Annotated in this window: 25 protein-coding genes; 10 read left to right on the top strand and 15 right to left on the bottom strand. The window is 71.7% G+C overall.

Features of this window, described 5'->3' with window-relative positions:
• Positions 1 to 367: 367 nt before the first annotated feature.
• Complete coding sequence (locus ACWEGE_RS32295; protein ID WP_449664229.1) at positions 368 to 922, bottom strand: hypothetical protein; 555 nt, start codon at positions 920 to 922, stop codon at positions 368 to 370.
• 24 nt (positions 923 to 946) lie between these two features.
• Positions 947 to 2236, bottom strand: a complete 1290-nt coding sequence (locus ACWEGE_RS32290) for an NAD(P)/FAD-dependent oxidoreductase (RefSeq protein WP_449664228.1) — start codon at positions 2234 to 2236, stop codon at positions 947 to 949.
• Positions 2237 to 2406: 170 nt separating this feature from the next.
• Between ACWEGE_RS32290 and ACWEGE_RS32285 the strand changes: the two genes are divergently transcribed.
• The gene (locus ACWEGE_RS32285; RefSeq protein ID WP_449664227.1) at positions 2407 to 2775 is read left to right on the top strand and encodes an STAS domain-containing protein; all 369 of its coding nucleotides are present in this window, start codon (positions 2407 to 2409) and stop codon (positions 2773 to 2775) included.
• A gap of 54 nt (positions 2776 to 2829) precedes the next feature.
• Here the strand turns inward: ACWEGE_RS32285 and ACWEGE_RS32280 are convergent, their stop codons facing one another.
• Genes ACWEGE_RS32280 through ACWEGE_RS32270 form a run of 3 tightly spaced genes read right to left on the bottom strand, consistent with a single transcriptional unit; the run spans position 2830 to position 3808 of the window.
• A complete protein-coding gene (locus tag ACWEGE_RS32280; protein ID WP_449664226.1) occupies positions 2830 to 3096 on the bottom strand; it encodes a DUF4235 domain-containing protein in 267 nt (88 codons plus the stop codon).
• Positions 3093 to 3398 (bottom strand): DUF3618 domain-containing protein, encoded by a 306-nt coding sequence (locus ACWEGE_RS32275; protein ID WP_449664225.1) that lies wholly within the window; start codon positions 3396 to 3398, stop codon positions 3093 to 3095. Before ACWEGE_RS32275 ends, ACWEGE_RS32280 begins: the two co-directional genes overlap by 4 nt.
• Positions 3395 to 3808 (bottom strand): phage holin family protein, encoded by a 414-nt coding sequence (locus tag ACWEGE_RS32270; protein ID WP_449664224.1) that lies wholly within the window; start codon positions 3806 to 3808, stop codon positions 3395 to 3397. The genes ACWEGE_RS32275 and ACWEGE_RS32270 overlap by 4 nt, the downstream gene beginning before the upstream one ends.
• A 129-nt stretch (positions 3809 to 3937) precedes the next feature.
• On the opposite strand from ACWEGE_RS32270, the gene ACWEGE_RS32265 reads away from it, so the two are divergent.
• The 3 genes from ACWEGE_RS32265 to ACWEGE_RS32255 all read left to right on the top strand — a co-directional run bounded on the left by ACWEGE_RS32265 (position 3938) and on the right by ACWEGE_RS32255 (position 5925).
• Positions 3938 to 4402: an SRPBCC family protein gene (locus ACWEGE_RS32265; protein WP_449664223.1), complete on the top strand. Its 465-nt coding sequence runs from the start codon at positions 3938 to 3940 to the stop codon at positions 4400 to 4402.
• Between the two features lie 97 nt (positions 4403 to 4499).
• On the top strand, positions 4500 to 5339 hold the full coding sequence (locus ACWEGE_RS32260; RefSeq protein ID WP_449664222.1) for an aldo/keto reductase: 840 nt from the start codon (positions 4500 to 4502) through the stop codon (positions 5337 to 5339).
• 118 nt (positions 5340 to 5457) lie between these two features.
• On the top strand, positions 5458 to 5925 hold the full coding sequence (locus ACWEGE_RS32255) for a hypothetical protein (RefSeq protein ID WP_449664221.1): 468 nt from the start codon (positions 5458 to 5460) through the stop codon (positions 5923 to 5925).
• A 53-nt stretch (positions 5926 to 5978) separates the two neighbouring features.
• Here the strand turns inward: ACWEGE_RS32255 and ACWEGE_RS32250 are convergent, their stop codons facing one another.
• Both ACWEGE_RS32250 and ACWEGE_RS32245 read right to left on the bottom strand, forming a co-directional pair.
• On the bottom strand, positions 5979 to 6779 hold the full coding sequence (locus ACWEGE_RS32250; RefSeq protein ID WP_449664220.1) for a GAF and ANTAR domain-containing protein: 801 nt from the start codon (positions 6777 to 6779) through the stop codon (positions 5979 to 5981).
• A gap of 44 nt (positions 6780 to 6823) precedes the next feature.
• A complete protein-coding gene (locus tag ACWEGE_RS32245) occupies positions 6824 to 7345 on the bottom strand; it encodes a hemerythrin domain-containing protein (RefSeq protein ID WP_449664219.1) in 522 nt (173 codons plus the stop codon).
• 125 nt (positions 7346 to 7470) lie between these two features.
• On the opposite strand from ACWEGE_RS32245, the gene ACWEGE_RS32240 reads away from it, so the two are divergent.
• Positions 7471 to 8988 (top strand): CYTH and CHAD domain-containing protein, encoded by a 1518-nt coding sequence (locus ACWEGE_RS32240; RefSeq protein ID WP_449664218.1) that lies wholly within the window; start codon positions 7471 to 7473, stop codon positions 8986 to 8988.
• A gap of 114 nt (positions 8989 to 9102) precedes the next feature.
• On the opposite strand, the gene ACWEGE_RS32235 is transcribed toward ACWEGE_RS32240, so the two are convergent.
• The 3 genes from ACWEGE_RS32235 to ACWEGE_RS32225 form a co-directional block, all read right to left on the bottom strand.
• On the bottom strand, positions 9103 to 9894 hold the full coding sequence (locus ACWEGE_RS32235) for a SigB/SigF/SigG family RNA polymerase sigma factor (protein ID WP_449664217.1): 792 nt from the start codon (positions 9892 to 9894) through the stop codon (positions 9103 to 9105).
• Positions 9891 to 10340, bottom strand: coding sequence for an ATP-binding protein (locus ACWEGE_RS32230; RefSeq protein WP_449664216.1), 450 nt, complete (start codon positions 10338 to 10340; stop codon positions 9891 to 9893). The genes ACWEGE_RS32235 and ACWEGE_RS32230 overlap by 4 nt, the downstream gene beginning before the upstream one ends.
• Before the next feature lie 62 nt (positions 10341 to 10402).
• Entirely contained in the window at positions 10403 to 10732 is a 330-nt protein-coding gene (locus ACWEGE_RS32225) for a plasmid stabilization protein (RefSeq protein WP_449664215.1), read from the bottom strand.
• A 181-nt stretch (positions 10733 to 10913) separates the two neighbouring features.
• On the opposite strand from ACWEGE_RS32225, the gene ACWEGE_RS32220 reads away from it, so the two are divergent.
• Positions 10914 to 11879 (top strand): TIGR03557 family F420-dependent LLM class oxidoreductase, encoded by a 966-nt coding sequence (locus ACWEGE_RS32220; RefSeq protein WP_449664214.1) that lies wholly within the window; start codon positions 10914 to 10916, stop codon positions 11877 to 11879.
• Here ACWEGE_RS32220 and ACWEGE_RS32215 read toward each other — a convergent pair.
• Positions 11876 to 12229, bottom strand: a complete 354-nt coding sequence (locus tag ACWEGE_RS32215) for an STAS domain-containing protein (protein ID WP_449664213.1) — start codon at positions 12227 to 12229, stop codon at positions 11876 to 11878. The two genes, ACWEGE_RS32220 and ACWEGE_RS32215, sit on opposite strands and share 4 nt — an antisense overlap.
• A gap of 293 nt (positions 12230 to 12522) precedes the next feature.
• Between ACWEGE_RS32215 and ACWEGE_RS32210 the strand changes: the two genes are divergently transcribed.
• A complete protein-coding gene (locus tag ACWEGE_RS32210) occupies positions 12523 to 13251 on the top strand; it encodes an ANTAR domain-containing protein (RefSeq protein WP_449664212.1) in 729 nt (242 codons plus the stop codon).
• 14 nt (positions 13252 to 13265) lie between these two features.
• On the opposite strand, the gene ACWEGE_RS32205 is transcribed toward ACWEGE_RS32210, so the two are convergent.
• A complete protein-coding gene (locus tag ACWEGE_RS32205) occupies positions 13266 to 13475 on the bottom strand; it encodes a hypothetical protein (protein ID WP_449664211.1) in 210 nt (69 codons plus the stop codon).
• A gap of 179 nt (positions 13476 to 13654) precedes the next feature.
• Here ACWEGE_RS32205 and ACWEGE_RS32200 point away from each other — a divergent pair, with 179 nt between their 5' ends.
• Together ACWEGE_RS32200 and ku are read left to right on the top strand one after the other, a co-directional pair.
• A complete protein-coding gene (locus ACWEGE_RS32200) occupies positions 13655 to 13852 on the top strand; it encodes a hypothetical protein (protein WP_449664210.1) in 198 nt (65 codons plus the stop codon).
• A gap of 17 nt (positions 13853 to 13869) precedes the next feature.
• Positions 13870 to 14808 (top strand): non-homologous end joining protein Ku, encoded by a 939-nt coding sequence (gene ku / locus ACWEGE_RS32195; protein WP_449664209.1) that lies wholly within the window; start codon positions 13870 to 13872, stop codon positions 14806 to 14808.
• Positions 14809 to 14812: 4 nt separating this feature from the next.
• On the opposite strand, the gene ACWEGE_RS32190 is transcribed toward ku, so the two are convergent.
• The gene (locus ACWEGE_RS32190) at positions 14813 to 15445 is read right to left on the bottom strand and encodes a UdgX family uracil-DNA binding protein (RefSeq protein ID WP_449664208.1); all 633 of its coding nucleotides are present in this window, start codon (positions 15443 to 15445) and stop codon (positions 14813 to 14815) included.
• 87 nt (positions 15446 to 15532) lie between these two features.
• Between ACWEGE_RS32190 and ACWEGE_RS32185 the strand changes: the two genes are divergently transcribed.
• Positions 15533 to 15949, top strand: a complete 417-nt coding sequence (locus ACWEGE_RS32185) for a CBS domain-containing protein (RefSeq protein ID WP_449664207.1) — start codon at positions 15533 to 15535, stop codon at positions 15947 to 15949.
• Between the two features lie 61 nt (positions 15950 to 16010).
• Here ACWEGE_RS32185 and ACWEGE_RS32180 read toward each other — a convergent pair whose 3' ends face one another.
• Complete coding sequence (locus tag ACWEGE_RS32180) at positions 16011 to 16316, bottom strand: DUF3040 domain-containing protein (protein WP_449664206.1); 306 nt, start codon at positions 16314 to 16316, stop codon at positions 16011 to 16013.
• Between the two features lie 65 nt (positions 16317 to 16381).
• Entirely contained in the window at positions 16382 to 18148 is a 1767-nt protein-coding gene (locus tag ACWEGE_RS32175; RefSeq protein ID WP_449664205.1) for an IlvD/Edd family dehydratase, read from the bottom strand.
• Between the last annotated feature and the right edge of the window lie 41 nt (positions 18149 to 18189).

The raw sequence follows: 18189 nt of genomic DNA, 5'->3' as shown, positions 1-18189 counted from the left end.
AATACGATCCGACAGCCGGACATCTGCCACCGGCGAGCCACCCGAACTTTTCTTCTGACCCACCCGAGGCATGCGCACATCGTAGAACGAAATCCACTCAGACAACGGATACGCGCAGCGCGTGTCACAGCCCAGCCCCGCCTGGACACCCCTAACTTAGCGGTATTGCCCGTCCGGCGAGGACATTTCTTTTCTTCTAAGCCGCGGCAGCAGTGTCCCCCGCTCAGCCGCGGCAGAACGGCTCTGGTGCCGTCGTGGTCGACTTAGGCATCACTCGTCTAGAGCGAGATCCCGCGGGTGGTCTCGGCCACCGGAGGCCGGGTTCATCCGGACCTTTCGCGTCCACAGGCCACCAGGTGTGGCCCGCTCAACCCAGGCCCAACGCCGAGCGCACCGCCGTGACCACGACCGGGTGGCCGAGCGGCAACGGCGGCGGAACCCGGTCGTCCGGGTTCTCGCTGCTCGACGCCGCGAGCCGCACCTCCGTGCCCGCCTCGCGCAGCTTGGTCACCACGTCGTCGTGTTCGGCCAGCCAGGCGTCGTTGGCCTCCGCGGCGTCACCCGAAGGGAGGAAGGCGTCCGAGGCCGGGTCGACCAGCAACAGGTGCGTTGCCGCGCCCGGGTGGCGCTCGACGAGCTGCAGCGCCTCCGCCGCGAAGGGGCCGCTCGCCACCACGGCGATCTCCGGGTCGCCGGGGCCGTGGTCGCCGAGGACGTCGTCCGCTTCGGTCAGGGCACCACCGGCGGGCACCCGGCACCAGAACACCGCCCGCTGCTCCGCCAGCGGCCGCCAGGTGGCGGGCAGTTCGGCGTGCTTCCCGGCGCCCGCCGGGTCGAGCACGACCACCTTGGGCCCCGACAGGTCCCCGGCGGTCACGACGGCCGGGCCTTCGGAGCGGACGGGTGCGGGTTCGGCGGGCATGGGAAATCCTTTCACGAAGAGACGTCAGCGACGAGGGAGCTCCGGGCTGTCGGTGTCGAGCGGCACCGCGCCGGAGCGGACGAGCCCCAGTTGGACGGTCTGGCGGCCGGTCAGCGCCTCCAGGGCCCAGTCGGCGGCCGTGCGCACGCGGTTGCCCGGCATCGCCATCAGGTGGTAACCACGCGTCACCGCCTTCGCCGGCCGTCCGGACAGCGGGATGCGCAACGGGTTCGCCGCGGCCGCGCCCGCCCCGAGGTCGACGACGAAGCCGAGGTCGTGGTGCCGGTAGGTGCCCCGGCGGCCGTACCCGAGCGACGCCGCCACGTTGCGCCCGGCGAGCTTGCCCTGCCGCTCGGCGTGCTGCGCGGTCATCGCCGTGTACTGGCCCGGACGGGTGAGGTCGGGGACCGCGGCGGCGTCGCCGCAGGCGAAGACGTCGTCTCGGCCCGGGACGTTCAGCTGCTCGGTGACCACCAGCCTGCCCTTGGCGGTCGCCAGTCCGAGGCCGGCCACCAGCGGGTCCGGCCGCACGCCGACGCACCACACGAGGGTGCGGGCCGGCACGGCGTCGCCGTTGGTCAGGGTGACGCCCTTGGCGTCGGCGTGGTCGACCGAAGTCTTCATGAGCACCTCGACCCCGCGCGAGCGCAGCACCTCGTCGGCCGTCCGGCCGAGCCGCTCGTCCAGCTCGGGCAGCACCCGCTCGGCGACGTCCAGCAGCAGCCAGCGGATCCGCTGCCCGGCCAGCTCGGGGTGGCGCGCGGCGAGCGCCGCGGTGAACGCGGGCCCCTGCGCGGCGACCTCGGTGCCGGTGTAGCCCGCGCCGACCACCACGAACGTGCAGCGGGCGTCGCGTTCGGCCGGGTCGTCGGCCGCGGCGGCCAGTTCGATCTGCCGGGTGATGTGGTCGCGCACGTAGAGCGCTTCCGGGATGCCGCGGAACCCGTGCGCGTACTCCGCGACGCCGGGGATCGGCAACAGCTTGTTGACGCTGCCGGCCGCCAGCACCAGCCGGTCGTACCCGATCCGGTGCTCGTTGTCCTCGGGATCGGTGTAGCCGACTTGGCGAGCGTCGAAGTCCACGCCGGTCGCCACACCGAGGACCAGGCGGACCCCGTCCAGCGTTTCGGGAATCGAAACCGCGACCCGCCGCGGGTCGAGGATCCCGGCCGCCACTTCGGGCAGCAACGGCAGGTAGAGGAAGTAATCGGTCGGGTTCAGCACGACGACTTCGACCTCTTCGCCGGCTTCCTTCCGCAGGCTTTTCGCCGCGTGGTAACCGGCGAAACCGCCGCCGACGATCAAGACACGCATGGATCTCCTTCCGGGGCGCGGATCTCCGTCCCGAACGGATTACCCGAGGTCGGAGCGAGGAAACCCGCGGGGTTGACCTCACCGCACAGGGGCGTACGGTCAGGGTGTTGGCTGTTGTTCAGACACGTGCTCCGGTCAGCGCCCCTGCACCGCTGAGAAAAGGGAGCGCCATGTACGACTGTTTCCGCACGATCTACGAACCGTCCGGCCTCACCGTCACCACGACCGATCGACCGGGCGGGATCACCGTGCTCACCCTGGTCGGCGACATCGACGCCGCCACGGTCGGCGTGCTCGACGAGGCCCTGACGACCGGTGAACGGCTCGTCGTCGACCTCACCCGGGTCGCCTTCCTGAGCTGCGCCGGGGTCCGGTCGCTGCTGCAGGCGGACGCCCGCACCGAACTCGCCGTCGTGCTCGGCGGCCACGCGGTCACCCGTTCGCTCGAAGCGACCGGTGCCGACGTGGTCCTCAAGATCCACCCGCGCGTCGGCGCGGCGCTCGCCGGACTGGCCCACGAACCCGGCCGGGAGGCGTGACCGCCGCGCGGCCACGCCTCCCGCCGTCCACTGTGTACTTCAAGTCGCCGACGCTCAGTCGTCGCCCGGCCAGTCGCCGGTCGCCTTGCGGTAGCCCGCCGCACCGGCGCGCTCGGTGGCGGCCTTGACGGCACCGAAGATCGCCCCCTGCACCGCCGCCGCGATGACCACCTGCCGCCAGGTGTAGTCGCGGTCGGTGGCGTCCGGGGCGTCCTCCTCGCCGGCCACCTGCTTCCACACCTGCTTGAAGACCTGGCCGGCCAGGATGCCGCCCAGTGCACCCACCACCCAGCTCAGCGGCTTGTACAGCGCTTTGTTCACGAGTTCCTCCGGCGCAGGATCAGGCGGATCAGGATCAGCAGGCCCAGCACGCCGGCGAAGACCGGCACCGGGTTGGCGCGGACGGCGTCGGCGCCCTGGCGGAACTTGACCGCGGTCGGCTCGTTCGTCACGTCGGCGACCTTCGCGGTCGCCTGGTCGAGCTTCTCGTCGACGTTCTCCTTGACCCGGGTCTTCACGTCGAGCTTCTGCCCGAGCGCTTCGAGCGTCTCGGTCAGCTCCTCCCGCGTGGTGTCCCGGTCGAGCCGCGCTTCCTCGGCGTTCTTGGGGAAGTCCCCGCTCATGTCCGCACTCCCTGCTTGACGGTGTCCACGTCTTCGCGGACGCCGCTGATCGCTTCTTCGGGCACCGGCGGCACCCCTTGCGTCACTTCCTTCTTGCCGACGAGCGCCGCGATCCCGGCGACGACGAACAGCGCGACCGCGACGATCACCGCCGCCAGCCAGCCGGGCACGGCCAGCGCGAGCGCCAGCACGGCGGCCGCGACCAGCGTGCCGGCGCCGAGGAACGCGAACAGGCCCGCCGCACCGAACAACCCCGCGCCGAGGCCCATCTTCTTGCCCTTGCGCTGCAGTTCGAAGACCGCGAGCCGCATTTCGTCCCGGACGAGCCGTTTGACCTCGTCGGTCAGGTCCGTCACCAGCTCGCCGACCGAGCGGTCGGCCGCCGGTGTCTTGTTTGCCTCTTCGATCACCGAACACCTCCTTTGCCTGGCCGCCGGGTACCCGGCCCCACCGGGCGTCAATCGCGCCCGGTTTGACCGCCGGTGCACCGGGTAGCCGGATGACGCCACCGATCGACATCCATCGACGAGGAGGAGTGCATGAGCACGATCACCGAAATCGTGGACGTGGAAGTCCCCGTCTCGACCGCGTACAACCAGTGGACGCAGTTCGAGGAGTTCCCGCGGTTCATGGAGGGCGTCGAGGAAATCCGCCAGGTGGACGCCACCCACACCCACTGGGTGACCCGGTTCGGTGGCGTGACGCGCGAGTTCGACGCGACCATCACCGAACAGCACCCGGACGAGCGGGTCGCCTGGACTTCGGACTCCGGGCCCGACCACGCCGGCGTCATCACCTTCCACCGGCTCGACGACTCGCGCACGCGGGTCACCGCGCAGATGGACATCGACCCGGAGGGCTTCGCCGAGAACGTCGCCGACAAGCTCGGCGTGCTCGACCGCCGGGTGAAGGGCGACCTCAAGCGGTTCAAGGAGTTCATCGAGCAGCGCGGCGGCCGGGAGACCGGCGGCTGGCGCGGTGACGTGGACCGCCCGGGGCGATAACCCACGCGTCACCCGTCCGGGGTGAGTTGGCGCGGTGGGGCGGGATCACCCGCCCCACCGCGTTTCGCGTCACGGGACCGCCGGGTAGGCCGTAGGCATGACGACCACCACTGCCGGCGTTCCGGTGCTCGAACTGAACAACGGCGTGCGGATCCCCCAGGTCGGGTTCGGCGTCTTCCAGATCCCGCCGGAGGAAACCGCCCGGGCCGTGCGGACGGCGCTGGAAACCGGGTACCGCCACTTCGACACCGCGCAGATGTACCGCAACGAGGCCGGTGTCGCGGCCGGGATCGAGGAATCCGGTGTGGCCCGCGAAGACGTGTTCGTCACGACGAAACTGGCGAACGACGCGCACGGGCACGACAACGCGATCACCGCGCTCGAAGGCAGCCTGCGCCGGCTGGGCTTCGACTACGTCGACCTGTACCTGATCCACTGGCCGTTGCCCGCCAAGGACAACTACGTCCGGACGTGGCAGGGCTTCGAAGACATCCTGCGGGCGGGCAAGGCCCGCGCGATCGGCGTGTCGAACTTCCAGCCCGCCCACCTCGACCGGCTCGCCGGGGAGACGTCCCTGCTGCCCGCGGTCAACCAGGTCGAGCTGCACCCGGCGCTGCAGCAGCACCAGCTGCGCGAGTACCACCGGGCGCACGGCATCGCCACCGAGGCGTGGAGCCCGCTGGCCCAGGCCGAGGTCCTCGGCGACCCGGTGCTCACCGGCCTGGCCGACAAGCACGGGCGGACGGCCGCGCAGGTCGTGCTGCGCTGGCACGTCCAGCTCGGGAACATCGTGATCCCGAAGTCGGCCTCGCCCGGCCGGATGCGCGAGAACCTCGACGTGTTCGGCTTCGAGCTCGACGACGAGGACATGGCCGAGATCGGCCGGCTCGACGAGGGCCGCCGCACCGGGCCGGACCCGGACACCTTCGGCGGGTGAGTGCGCGCCGGGTGACCGGGTTCGCCGCGTGCCGGCTCTCCCCGCGTGACGGGGGCGTTTCCCTGCGCGACCTGCCGGGTATTCCTCCGGCAAGGTCCCCCAGGAAGGAGCGTCCGGCATGACCACGAACGCGTACCTGTCGTTCCTCGCGATCGGCGTTGCGCTGGTCCTGATAGACGGGCAGATCATCTACCGCAGCGGCCGCCGGTACCTGGAGAACTCCTACGGCGACCCGGCGGCGGGCGCTTCGATGACGCGCCTGGTCACGGTGTTGTTCCACCTCGCCACGCTGGGTGTGCTGGCCCTGCTCTCGACCATCGAGATGGGCGGCAGCGACCTGCCCGGCGTGGTCGGGCGGCTCGGCGTGCTGCTGCTGATCCTCGCGCTGGCCCACGCGATCACCCTCGGCGTCCTGGCCCGCATCCGCGGGGAGCAGGAGGTCGAGGCCGTCGTCCAGCGCGGCCCCCGGCCGCGGGTGGAGGCGGAGCAGCAGGCCACGACGGTCACCCCGGTGCCGGGGCAGGACGGCCGGTACCCGGCCGCCAGCCCGTCGCTGGAGAACCGGTCCCCGTACTCGGCCCAGTAGGACCGGCACGTTCGAGGGCGCCACTCTCCCCGGAGAGCGGCGCCCTCGGCGTGTCAACCCTCGGCGACCGGGAGATCCACTTCGGTGTGCCGGGAGGCCAGGGTCTTCGCCAGGTCGGCGAGCTTGACGTTGAGGTCCTGGGACGCGCGGCGCAGCACGTCGAAGGCCTCGTCGGCGGTGATGCCGCGGCGCTGCATCAGGATGCCCTTCGCCTGGCCGATGACGTCGCGGCTGTCGACCGCCCGGCGCAGGTGCGCCGCCTCCAGCTCGGCCGCGGCCACGGCCCGGGTGTGGGCCAGCGCCAGTGACGCGTGCGTCGCCAGCAGCAGCGCGACGTCGATCGACCGCGCGTCGAACGCACCCGGGGTGCGTGAATAGATGTTCAGGGCGCCGGACAGCCGCGGCGGGCGGGCGTCCGGGAGCAGCGACGTGGCCAGCACCGAGTGGTAGCCGTGGCGGGCGGCGGCCGGGCCGAACGCCGGCCACCGCGGGTCCCGGCCCAGGTCCTGCGACCAGCCGACGGCCGGGCCGTCCGGGCGCGCCGACTCCACGCAGGGGCCTTCGCCGTGGTCGTACTGCACCTGGTCGAGCCGCTCGGCGACCGGGTCCGTGCCGACCGGGGTGTGGAAGGTGCCGTCGGAGTCCCGCAGGGTGATGCTGACCAGGTCGGCGTCCGGAATCAGCGCGGTCGCGGCCCCGACGACGAGCTTGAGCACCCCGCCGACCGTCGGCGTCACGTCGAGCAGGATCCGCGTGAGGTCGGCGAACTGCCGCGAGAGCGGCCCGGGCGCCGGTTCCCCGTCCTGCCCGAACCAAGCCCGGTCGCGGGCCCACTCCTCTTCGCCGACGCTCATGGGTGTTCGCTGTCCTTCCGGATCGGGGTGGCCGATGAACCCATTCAACCCGATGCCGGGGCGCGCAGGGCGGCACGGGCCCGGTCGACGAACCCCGGTCCCGGCCACAGCTGGTCGGCCTGCGGCACCCGGTCGGCGAGGTCGGGGTGCGGCAGGGTCGCCGCCGACTCGCGGACCTCGAGGACCTGCCTGCCCAGCTCCGCCTGCCGGTCGGGGGAGCAGGTGCGCCGGATCTCGCGCACCGCGGCGGCGCCTTCCTCCCGGACGTGCCGCCGGACGGCGCGGATCAGCCCGCCCAGCAGGCGCTCGAACCGCGGCTCCTGCGGTCCCGCGCCTTCGAGCCCGCGCATCAGGCGGTCCGCCTCGGCCAGGTCGCCGTCGCCGTCGAGGTAGGGCTCCTCGGCCACGGCGTGCCGGACCAGCGACGCGATCAGGTGATCGGCGAGGTCCTTGCGGTTCTCCGGGCTGCCCTGGCCGAGCTCGAGCTCGGTGCAGAGCCGGTCGAGCTCGCGGTGGTCGCCGTCGAGGACGGTCGTCAGGTCGGTTGCGGACTGCTTGCCGTTCATGCACTCTCCTGGTCCGGGCTCCGGTTCGCAAAAGGGGATACCCGCTGGCCCGGCGCCGAATCCTGTGTCGGCCGCGCGCCGGGCGGGTACCAATCCGGCGAACCCGGCCACAGGGAGGACGAACCATGGCAGCGCCGTCGCGGGTGATCGAGCGCGAACGCAAGTACGAGATCGTCGCGGGCAGCGGCGTGCCCCGGCTGGTCGGCGTCGGCGGTGTCGACGCCCAGGACGACCCGGTCGAGCACGTTCTCGACGCGTCCTACTACGACACCGAGACGTTCCGGCTGGCGCGCAGCGGCATCACCCTGCGGCGGCGCGTCGGCGGTTCCGACGCGGGCTGGCACCTGAAGCTGCCGGTGTCGGCCGATGAGCGGCAGGAACTGCAGCTGCCGCCGGGCGGCGACCCGCACAAGGTGCCCGGCCGGCTCCGGCGCCTGGTGCGGGCGTACACGCTGGGGGAGAAGCTGGTGCCGATCGCGCACCTGCGCACCGACCGGTTCGCCCACCGGCTCGCCGGCGCGGACGGCCGCACGCTCGCGACCCTGACCGACGACCACGTGACCGGGGAAGCCGGCGGCGCCACCGCGCGCCTCGACGAGTGGCGGGAGCTGGAGCTCGAGCTCGACCCCGCGGCCGACCCGGGTTTGCTCGAGGAACTCGACCGGGCGCTGACCGGCGCCGGCGCCTCGGCGTCACCGTGGCCGTCGAAACTGCGCCGCCTCATCGGCGACCGCGTGCCGGACCCGCCCCGGCGCCGCAAGAAGCCGACCGCGGGTGACATCGTGCTGACGGCGTTGCACGAGCACTACGGCCGGCTGCGCCGTGCGGACGTCGGGGTGCGGCTGGACGTCGACGATGCGGTGCACCAGATGCGCGTGGCGATCCGGAAGCTGCGGAGCACGCTTCGCACCTTCGGATCACTGGTGGATTCGAAGGAGACCGCGCCCGTCGTGGCCGAGCTGCAGTGGCTGGGTCGCGAGCTGTCGCCGGCCCGGGACACCGAGGTCACCGAACAGCGGCTGCGGGAACAGCTCGACGAGGTGCCTTCGGAGCTGGTGTTCGGGCCGCTGCGGCAGTTCCTGACCCGCCAGTTCGCGCGGGAAGCCGAGGAGGGGCGGACCCGGGTGCTGGCCGCGCTGACTTCCCGGCGGTACCTGCGGCTGTTGCGGGCGTTGGACGCGCTGGTGGAGGACCCGCCGCTGACGGCTGCGGCGCGGAAGCCGGCGAAGGCCGGGCTGCGGAAGCCGGTGCGGAAGGCCGCCCGGAAGCTCGCCCGGGCCGAGGCTGCCGCTCGTGGGTTGACCGGGCGTGAGCTGGAGGTGGCTCTTCACGATGTCCGGAAGAAGGCCAAACGGGCTCGGTATGCCGCTGACACGGTCAGGGGGGTTTACGGGAAGAAGCTTCGGGCTTGGCGGAAGAATGTGAAGACTGTTCAGGGTACTTTGGGGGAGCATCAGGACACGGTTGTCGGGCGGGGTGTCCTGCATCGGCTCGGGCTTGCCGGGCACGGGGAAGGGCAGAACACCTTCACCTTTGGGATGCTTTACGGGGAGGAATCCGGCCGGGCCGGGTTGCTGCGGGAGCGGTTTTCGCGGGAATGGCGGGGTGTTCGGAAGGGGGAGCGCCCTCGGTGGCTGAAGTGAGGCCCGCTGGGTGATTCTTCCGCTCCGCCGGCCCGGACGGCGCCCCAAGGCGGCCTTCGGTGCGCTGGACGCAACCAAGGCCGCCTTGGGCGCTGCTGCGAAAGCGACCCGGCCTCAAGCGTCGCCGGTGAGTTTTCCGCGCAGCTGCTCCAGCGTCTGGGACAGCAGGCGGGATACGTGCATCTGGGAAATGCCCACTCGGTCCGCTATCTGGGTCTGGGTCAAGCCGCCGAAGAAGCGCATCACCAGAATGGCTCGCTCGCGCTTCGGGAGTTCCTGCAGGAGGGGCTGGAGGGCCTCGTGGTTCTCGACCATGGCCATCTCGTGGTCCGGTTCGCCCATCGTGTCCGCCAGGGACAGCGCCTCCGCGTCGTCGTGCACCGGCTTGTCCACCGACAGCGCCTGGTACGCGTTGCCCGCCAGGAGGCCTTCGCGGACCTCGTCCACGTCCAGGTTCAGGTGCTCCGCCAGCTCGGTCGGCGTCGGGGCCCGGCCCAGCCTCTGCGAAAGCACCGCCGATCCCTGGCTCAGTGACAGGTGCAGCTCCTTGAGGCGGCGCGGGACCCGGACGGACCAGCCCGTGTCGCGGAAGTGCCTGCGGACCTCGCCCATGATCGTCGGGACCGCGAACGACAGGAAGTCGTGGCCGCGGGCCGGGTCGAAGCGGTCGACCGCGTTGATCAGGCCGATGCGGGCCACCTGGACCAGGTCCTCGCGGGGCTCGCCGCGGCCGGAAAACCTCGTGGCGATGTGCTCGGCCAGCGGGAGGAGCTCGGTGACCAGTTTGCTCCGGACGACCTCGCGCCGCGGGTCGTCGGCCGCGAGCGCGACCAGCTCCTCGAACAGCGGCTCGCAGTGGGCATATTCGTCCGGGCGGTGGAGGAGGGTTTTGCGCTCGTTGCTCACGCGCTCGTTCCCGGGTTGAGCACCAGCTCGATCGTGACGATGCCCGCCCCTCCACCGGGAAGCGTGTCGCAATGGGCCGTCACCGAACGGCTCAGGGTGGTCAGTACGTGCCAGCCGAACGTGCGGTCGCTCGGCGGCCGCGGGTCGGTCGAGCGGGTGGACACGATCACGTGCAGGCCGTCGGGGGCCAGGCGGAAGCGGCACTGCAGCTGCGAGCCGAGCTCGGCCAGCTGGACCAGCTGGGCGCACGCCTCGTCCACCGCCATCTTGGCGTCGGCGATCGCGTCCAGCCCGAAGTCGGCGCGCGAGACCACGCCGTGGGTGAGCATCCGGACCAGCGGGATCTGCTCCGCCATCGCGGGGAGCCGCAGCTCGACGAGTTCGTCGAGCTGCTCGTCGACGGTCGGCTTGCCGCCGAACGAGCTGTCGCTTCGAGTTTCTTCCATGCGGGAACTACTACCCATCCGGTGTAATGCTGACACTTCGTGATCAGGGGTTTCGGGTATGGTCACCGGCCCAGCGCCCGTTCGAGTTCCTTCTTGGTCATCTTCGAGCGGCCGTCGATGTTCTTCTTCTTCGCTTCGTTGTAGAGCTGCTCCTTCGTCGGGCCACCCGGGCCCTTGCGGTTCCCGGACCGCTCGCCGCCGCGCTGCTGGGGTGACTTGTCCTTCAGCGACGTCTTGCTGGCCTGCCGCGATTCACCCGACTGCGCGCGGTTCTTGTTCACCGTGCGGGCCGCGATCTCCTTGGCCCGTTTCGTGCTCGCGCCGCGGTCCTCGGCCGAGTCCTTGATGTGCTCGTACTGGCGTTCGCGCTTGCCGCTCCACGACTGAGGCATGCCCGCTCCCTTCGTCTCGCGGGGTGGGTACCCGGTTGATCGCCGGGCAAACGTCACGGTCGTGGTGGTTACCGGCTGCTGCCCACGGGTAAGCGGAGAGCTGTGCCGGCCGGGGCCCCCGCCCCGGCGCCGGGGCTCCCCACCGGAACCCCCGGAGAGCAGCCGACGAGAGGAGGCGCCGATGCGGATCGGCTACACCCTGATGACCGAGCAGGCGGGTCCGGACGACCTGGTCCGGTTCGCCGCCGGCGCGGAACGGGCCGGTTTCGACTTCGAGGTCATGAGCGACCACTACTCGCCCTGGCTGGACGAACAGGGGCACGCACCCTACGCCTGGGCCGTGCTGGGCGCGGTCACCCAGGTGACCGAACGCGCCGAGCTGATGACCTACGTGACCTGCCCGACCATGCGCTACCACCCGGCGGTGGTGGCCCAGAAGGCGGCGACCGTGCAGGCGCTCTCCGGCGGCCGGTTCACCCTCGGCCTCGGCGCGGGGGAGAACCTCAACGAGCACGTCGTCGGCCGGGGCTGGCCGCCGGCCAACGTGCGGCACGAAATGCTCGCCGAGGCCGTGCAGATCATCGGCGGCCTGTTCGACGGCGGCTACTTCGACTACGAGGGCAAGCACTTCCGGGTCGACTCGGCGAAGCTGTGGGACCTGCCGGAGAAGCGGACGCCGATCGGGGTGGCCGTGTCCGGTTCGCAGTCGGTCCGGAAGTTCGCGCCGGTCGCCGACGCGATGATCGCCGTCGAACCGAAGGCGGAGCTTTCGCAGGAATGGGACGCGACGAAGCTGGGCGGCGCCCCCAGCCGCAAGATCGGGCAGCTGCCCGTGTCGTGGGGCACCGACCGCGACGCCGCCGTCCGGCGAGCGCACGAGCAGTTCCGCTGGTTCGCCGGCGGCTGGAAGGTCAACGCCGAGCTCCCCGGACCGGCCGGGTTCGCCGGCGCGACCCAGTTCGTCCGCGAGGAGGACGTCGCCGGCTCGATCCCCTGCGGCCCGGACGTCGAGCCGATCGCCGAGGCGGTGCGGGAGTTCGAGAAGGCGGGCTTCACCGACGTGGCGCTCGTCCAGATCGGCGGTGACCAGCAGGAGGACTTCCTCGGCTTCGCGGAGAAGGAGCTGCTCCCCGCGCTGCGGGGCTAGGCGGGTGCGGGGGCGGGCCGGTGTTCGGCCAGTGCGAGACGGCGGTCCGCCCCGGTCACCCGCAGCGCTCGCCGGACCACCGGGTTCGTCCCGGTGACCACCAGCAGCTCGGTGCCGCCCTGCCCGGCCTGCAGCGCCGCGTGCAGCAGCACCCGGATCCCCGCCACGCCGAGGAAGTCCACTTCGGACAGGTCGACCACCAGCCGGTCCGGCGTCGCCCACAGGCGGTCGGACAGCAGCGTGGCCAGGTCGACGGCGGTCGCGGTGTCGAGGTCGCCGCGCGCGGTCACCAGCACCGCGTGCGGGGCGGGCCACGCCGTGCGCAGCCGCAAGCCGGAGTGGAAGTTCATGCCGGTTCGCCACCGTCCTGATGCGGCGCGGCCGCAGCGCCGCGCTCGGGGAGTTCGAGCGGCTGCTGGTTGAACCGTGCCACCGACACTAACCCTGCGCCCGCGGCTCGCAACCGTCGTTGCTCCGAACGGGCGTGCGGCGCGCCGCGGTGGTGACCGCTCGTGCCCGGTCCGACCGCGATGCAGTAATCTCGGGCCGGACCCGTTAAAGCGCTAGCGGCCCACTAGTGGCGCGCGCCCGGGTCCTCCCTGGTTGAGAGCGCCCTGTCGAACGAGGGAGGGGCGTCACCAGGATGACGGGCGGCCATGAGCAGCTCGCCGCGAGGCTCGACGAAGTCACGCTCGCGATGGAGTCGCTGACCGCGATGCTGGAGAGCGAGCTCGACGTCGGCCAGATGCTCCAGGCGGTGTGCGACCACGTCGTGCAGGTGGTACCGGGGGCCGACATGGCCAGCATCACCCTGTTGCGCGACGGCGTGCCGGAGACGGTGGCCAGCACCGACCAGCGGGCGGTGAACTTCGACCGCGAGCAGTACCGCATCGGCGACGGGCCCTGCCTGCGCGCCGCCGAGACCGGCCAGCCGGTCCGCGTCGGCGTCGGCGCGGTCGGCGACCTGTGGCCGCAGTTCGTCACCGCCGCCGAGCAGCTGGGCGTGGCCAGCTTCCTCGCCGCGCCGCTGACCGTGGACGAGGACATGTCCGGCGCGGTGAACCTCTTCGGGTTCGGCGAGCACGGCTTCAACGAACTCGGCACCAAGATCCTCGAGCTGTACACGGCGACGGTGGTCATCGGCCTGCGCAGCGCGCGGCGGTACTTCGCGGCCCGCGAGCTGGTCGACCAGCTCAACCGCGCGCTGGAGACCCGCGCCGTGATCGACCAGGCCAAGGGGATCCTGATGGCGGCGCACCGGATCACGGCGGAGGAAGCCTTCCAGCGCCTGGTGAAGCGTTCGCAGGACGGCAACCGGAAGCTCCACGAGGTGGCGGCGGAGTTCGTGGCGGCGGTGGCGACGACGGCGTGACCGCCGGCCGCTTCCTACCCGGCCGCGACCTCGTCCGGGGGCGCCTCGGACCCGACCGGCGGCTCCGGGCGGTGCCTGCTGCGCTGGCACGTCGTGCAGACCAGGGTCCGGCCCAGCACCGTGCCGTCGTCGGCGACGACCTGGGCCACGTGCATCGTCGGGAAACCGCAGACCTCGCAGGGCAGTGAGGCGTCTTCCCGGCTGATGCGGAGCTGGGTGCCCATCCGGCCTCCTGGTGTGACGTGGGTCTCACCACCTTGCCCGGGTCCGGGCCGAGACCTGGGTGAATTCACTCGTTCGGCGTAGTCGGGCCGGCTCTCGGTAGCTCCTTCGGTGACGACCGTGTCGCCTGCGGTGATCCTGGGTAACCCGACCGCGAACGAATCGCCGGAGGGGAGCGAACATGCGAGACAAGCGGAACGACCTGCGGCCGGTGTCGGACCTCCTGGCCGACGGCCCCGACTCGCCGGAGCTGGAGCACGCGCGCCACAAGGCCGCGCTGGCCGTGGCGGCGCGGGCGAAGGACCCCGAGGACTGCGCGCGCCTGCTGGAGATGCTGGGGCTGCACCGCGGCGGCCGCCGCAGCAGCGACGTCGCCTGAAAGCGGGGAGGACGGACATGGCCCGACCGGTGTGGAGCGGCGCGCTGAGCCTGGGGCTGGTCACCGTGCCGGTGGAGCTGTACCCGGCGGTGGCGGACCACACGATCCACTTCCACCAGTTCGAACGCGGGACGTCGGACCGCATCCGCAACCGCCGCGTCAACGAGCGGACCGGCGAGGAGGTCGCCCAGGACGAGATCGTCAAGGGCTACGACCTCGGCGGCGGTGACCACGTGCTGGTCGAACCGGACGAGCTGGACGAGATCGCGCCCGAGCGGTCGCGCCGGATCGACATCGAGCAGTTCGTCGGACTCGACGAGATCGACCCGTGGTTCTTCGACAAGACGTACTGGCTCAAGCCGGCGAAGGAGGACTTCGCCAAGGCGTACGGCCTGCTGCTGCAGGCGATGGACCGCAGCGAGAAGGCCGGTATCGCGAAGTTCGTGCTGCGCGGCAAGGAATACCTCGCCGCCGTTCGCGCCGGCGAGGACGTCATGGTCCTCAACACGCTGCACTTCGTCGCCGACCTGCGCAAGCCCAAGGACGTCATGGGCGGGCTGCCGCAGCTGCCGAAACCGCGGCCCAAGGAACTCGACATGGCGCTCGCGCTGGTCGACGAGATGACGGCGCCGTGGAAGCCCGAGGACTACCGCGACGAGTACTCGAAGCGCGTCGAAGAGCTGATCAAGGCGAAGGAAGCGGGCAAGGAGATCACCCACGAGGAGCAGCCGGAGCCCTCGGCCGACGTCGTCGACCTGTTCGAGGCGCTGTCGCGCAGCGTGAAGAACCGCAAGGACGGCGGTGGCGCGAAGCCGAAGAAGAAGGCCGCCGCGAAGAAACCGGAACTGTCCGCGCTGTCGAAGTCCGACCTGGACAAGCTGGCCCGCGAGCAGGGGGTCAAGGGCCGGTCGAAGATGACGCGCGCCGAGCTCGAAAAGGCCCTGAAGGCGTCGTGAGCGGTTACCCCAGCTGCTTGGCCGCGGCCCGCAGGTCGGCGACGAAGCCCGCGTAGGCCTCGTCGCGGTCCGGCGCCCGCAGCACCGCCGACGGGTGGACGGTCGCCATCGCCGACGGCACCAGCGCCGCCAGCTCCTCCGGCGGTTCGAGCGGCTCGCCGCGGTGCGCGGTCAACCGGAACTTCGGGCCGAGCAACGACTGCGCGGCCGTCGCGCCCAGCAGCAGCACCAGGTCCGGGCGCACCGCGCGCAGTTCCGCCAGCAGCCACGGGCGGCACGCGACGACCTCGGTGCGGCCCGGCTTCTGGTGGATCCGGCGCTTCCCGCGTTCGTCGCGCTTGAACTTGAAGTGCTTGACCGCGTTGGTGACGTACAGGGAGCGCCGGTCGAAGCCGGCCTCTTCGAAGGCCCGGTCCAGCAGCTTCCCGGCGGGGCCGACGAAGGGCTCGCCCGCGAGGTCCTCCTTGTCGCCCGGCTGCTCGCCGACGACGAAGACCTGCGCCCCGGCCGCGCCTTCGCCGAAGACCGTCTGGGTGGCGTCCTGGTGGAGGTGGCACCCCTCGCAGCCGGACGCCGCCGACCGCAACCGGTCGAGGTCGGTGGTGTCCGGTGGCTCGGCACCGCGGGAATCCGGCATGTGCGCCGAAATTCCCGCTCCGGGCCACGGGTAAACGTGCCCGGCCCGGGTAGCCGAAGCACCGAGGACCCGAGAAAGGAGTTCACGATGACCACCGCACGCGACATCATGACGCCGGACGCGACCTGCGCCCGTGAGTCGGACACCGTGCACGACGCCGCGGTCACCATGGCGCAGAAGGGTGTCGGCGCTCTGCCGATCTGCGGTGAGGACAACCGCCTGAAGGGCATGATCACCGACCGCGACATCGTGGTGAAGGTCCTGGCCGAGGGCAAGGACCCGCGAGCGCTGCACGTCGGCGAGCTCGCCCAGGGCGAAGTCGTGACGATCGGCGCGGACGACGACGCCCAGGAGGTCCTGCGCACCATGTCCGAGCACCGCGTCCGCCGGCTGCCGGTGATCGACGGGCACGACCTCGTCGGCATCGTCGCCCAGGCCGACGTGGCCCGCGCACTCCCGAACCCGAGCGCCGGCGAGCTGGTCGAGGCCCTCTCCTACGACTGACTCCCCGCACGCCGAACGGCCGCCCGTGCCCGCGGGCGGCCGTTCGGCGTGCGAGACGGGGTCAGGCCTGGCCCGCCGTCGGTGCACCGTCCTCAGTGGACTCGCGAGCCGCCTCGGCGCGGGCGATGTGCCAGGCCACCAGTGCGCCCGCGCTCACCGTGCCCCACAACACGAGCGCGGCGTCCCTGGCGAACAGCCCGACGAGCAGCATCACCACCGCCGTGACGTCGCAGAGCACCAGCAACAGGCTCCACCGCCGGGACGAGCGCAGCGTGCGTCCGCTGAAGGCGGCGGCGAACGCGGGATCACTCGCGCGCAGCTCCGCCTCGATCTCGCGCAGGGCGTGGCGTTCTCGATCCGGGAGCATGGGGGGCCTCCTCGCCTCGGCTCTCGCTGGGGATACCCGTTTTCCGCCACGCCGAAGCGCCGGGATCAGTGGTTGTCGCGGGGAATTCCCTTCGTCGCCGCGATGCGTTGGTAGGCCACGGCGGGACGCAGCACCATGCCGTCGCACAGCTGGTCGACCATCGAGCGCTGGATCTCCTGCCACGGCGTCTGCGATTCCGGCACCGGGTAGCCGCCCGCCTCGGCCAGTTCCCGGTGCCGCCGCGCGAGTTCTTCGTCGGAGACCAGCACGTCCGCCGTGCCGGCGCCGAGGTCGATCCGGACGCGGTCGCCGGTCCGCAGCACGGCGAGGCCGCCGCCCGCCGCGGCCTCGGGTGAGGCGTTGAGGATCGACGGCGAGCCGGAGGTGCCCGACTGGCGGCCGTCGCCGAGGCAGGGCAGCTCGTGCACGCCGCGCTTGATCAGCTCCGCGGGCGGCCGCATGTTGACCACCTCCGCCGAGCCCGGGTAGCCGAGCGGGCCGGTGCCGCGCATGACCAGCAGCGAGTGCTCGTCGACGCCGAGGTCCGGCTCGTCGATGCGGGCGTGGTAGTCCTCGGGGCCGTCGAACACGACCGCGGTGCCTTCGTAGACGCCGCCGGCCAGGTACCGCCGCCGGAACTCCGGCGAGATCACACTGGACTTCATGATCGCCGCGTCGAAGAGGTTGCCCTTCAGCACCAGGAACCCGGCGTCGGGGGTGAGGGCGGTGTCGAAGGTCCGGATGACGTCCCGGTCCCCGGCCTCGGCGCCGCGGCAGTTGTCGCCTAGGGTGCGGCCGTTGACGGTGCGCGCGTCCTCGTGGATCAGCCCGTGCCGCATCAGCTCGTGCACCACGGCCGGGACCCCGCCCGCGCGCTGGAACTCCTCGCCGAGGTACTTGCCCGCGGGCTGCAGGTCGACCAGCAGCGGGACGCCGTGGCCGAGCCGCTGCCAGTCGTCGAGGGGCAGGTCGACGCCGATGTGCCGGGCGATCGCGCCGAGGTGGATGGGGGCGTTGGTCGAGCCGCCGATCGCGGAGCTCACCACGATGGCGTTCTCGAACGCCTCGCGCGTCAGGATGTCCGACGGCTTGAGGTCCTCGCGGACCATCTCCACGATCCGCAGCCCGGTCCGGTAGGCCATCCGCGCCCGGTCGCGGTGCGGCGCCGGGATGGCCGCGCAGCCGGGCAGGCTCATCCCGAGGGTTTCGGCGAGCGCGTTCATCGTCGACGCGGTGCCCATCGTGTTGCAGTGCCCGGGGGAGGGGGCCGAGGACGCGACGAGCTCCATGAACCCGGCGTCGTCGATCTCCCCGGCGGCGAGCAGCTCCCGCGCCTTCCAGATGATGGTGCCCGAGCCGGTGCGTTCGCCGTTGTACCAGCCGTTGAGCATCGGGCCGCCGGACAGCACGATGGCCGGGAGGTCCACGGTCGCGGCGGCCATCAGGCACGCCGGGGTGGTCTTGTCGCAGCCGGTGGTGAGCACGACGCCGTCGATGGGGTAGCCGTAGAGCGTCTCCACCAGGCCGAGGTAGGCGAGGTTGCGGTCCAGCGCCGCGGTCGGGCGCTTGCCGGTCTCCTGGATGGGGTGCACCGGGAACTCGATGGCGATGCCGCCGGCTTCGCGGATGCCCTCGCGCGTCCGGTGGGCGAGCTGCAGGTGGTGGCGGTTGCAGGGAGTGAGGTCGGAGCCGGTCTGGGCGATGCCGATGATCGGCTTGCCGGACTGCAGCTCCTCCCGGGTGACGCCCCAGTTCATGTACCGCTCGAGGTAGAGGGCGGTCATCCCGGGGTCGGCGGGGTTGTCGAACCAAGCTTCGCTGCGCAGTCCCATACCGGCCAGTCTGGCAACGCGGATCCCGGAATGCACGCGCC

Source organism: Amycolatopsis sp. NPDC004747, assembly GCF_053601335.1.
The sequence above is the reverse complement of the archived record's forward strand: the minus strand, read 5'-3'. Positions and strand labels throughout refer to the sequence as shown.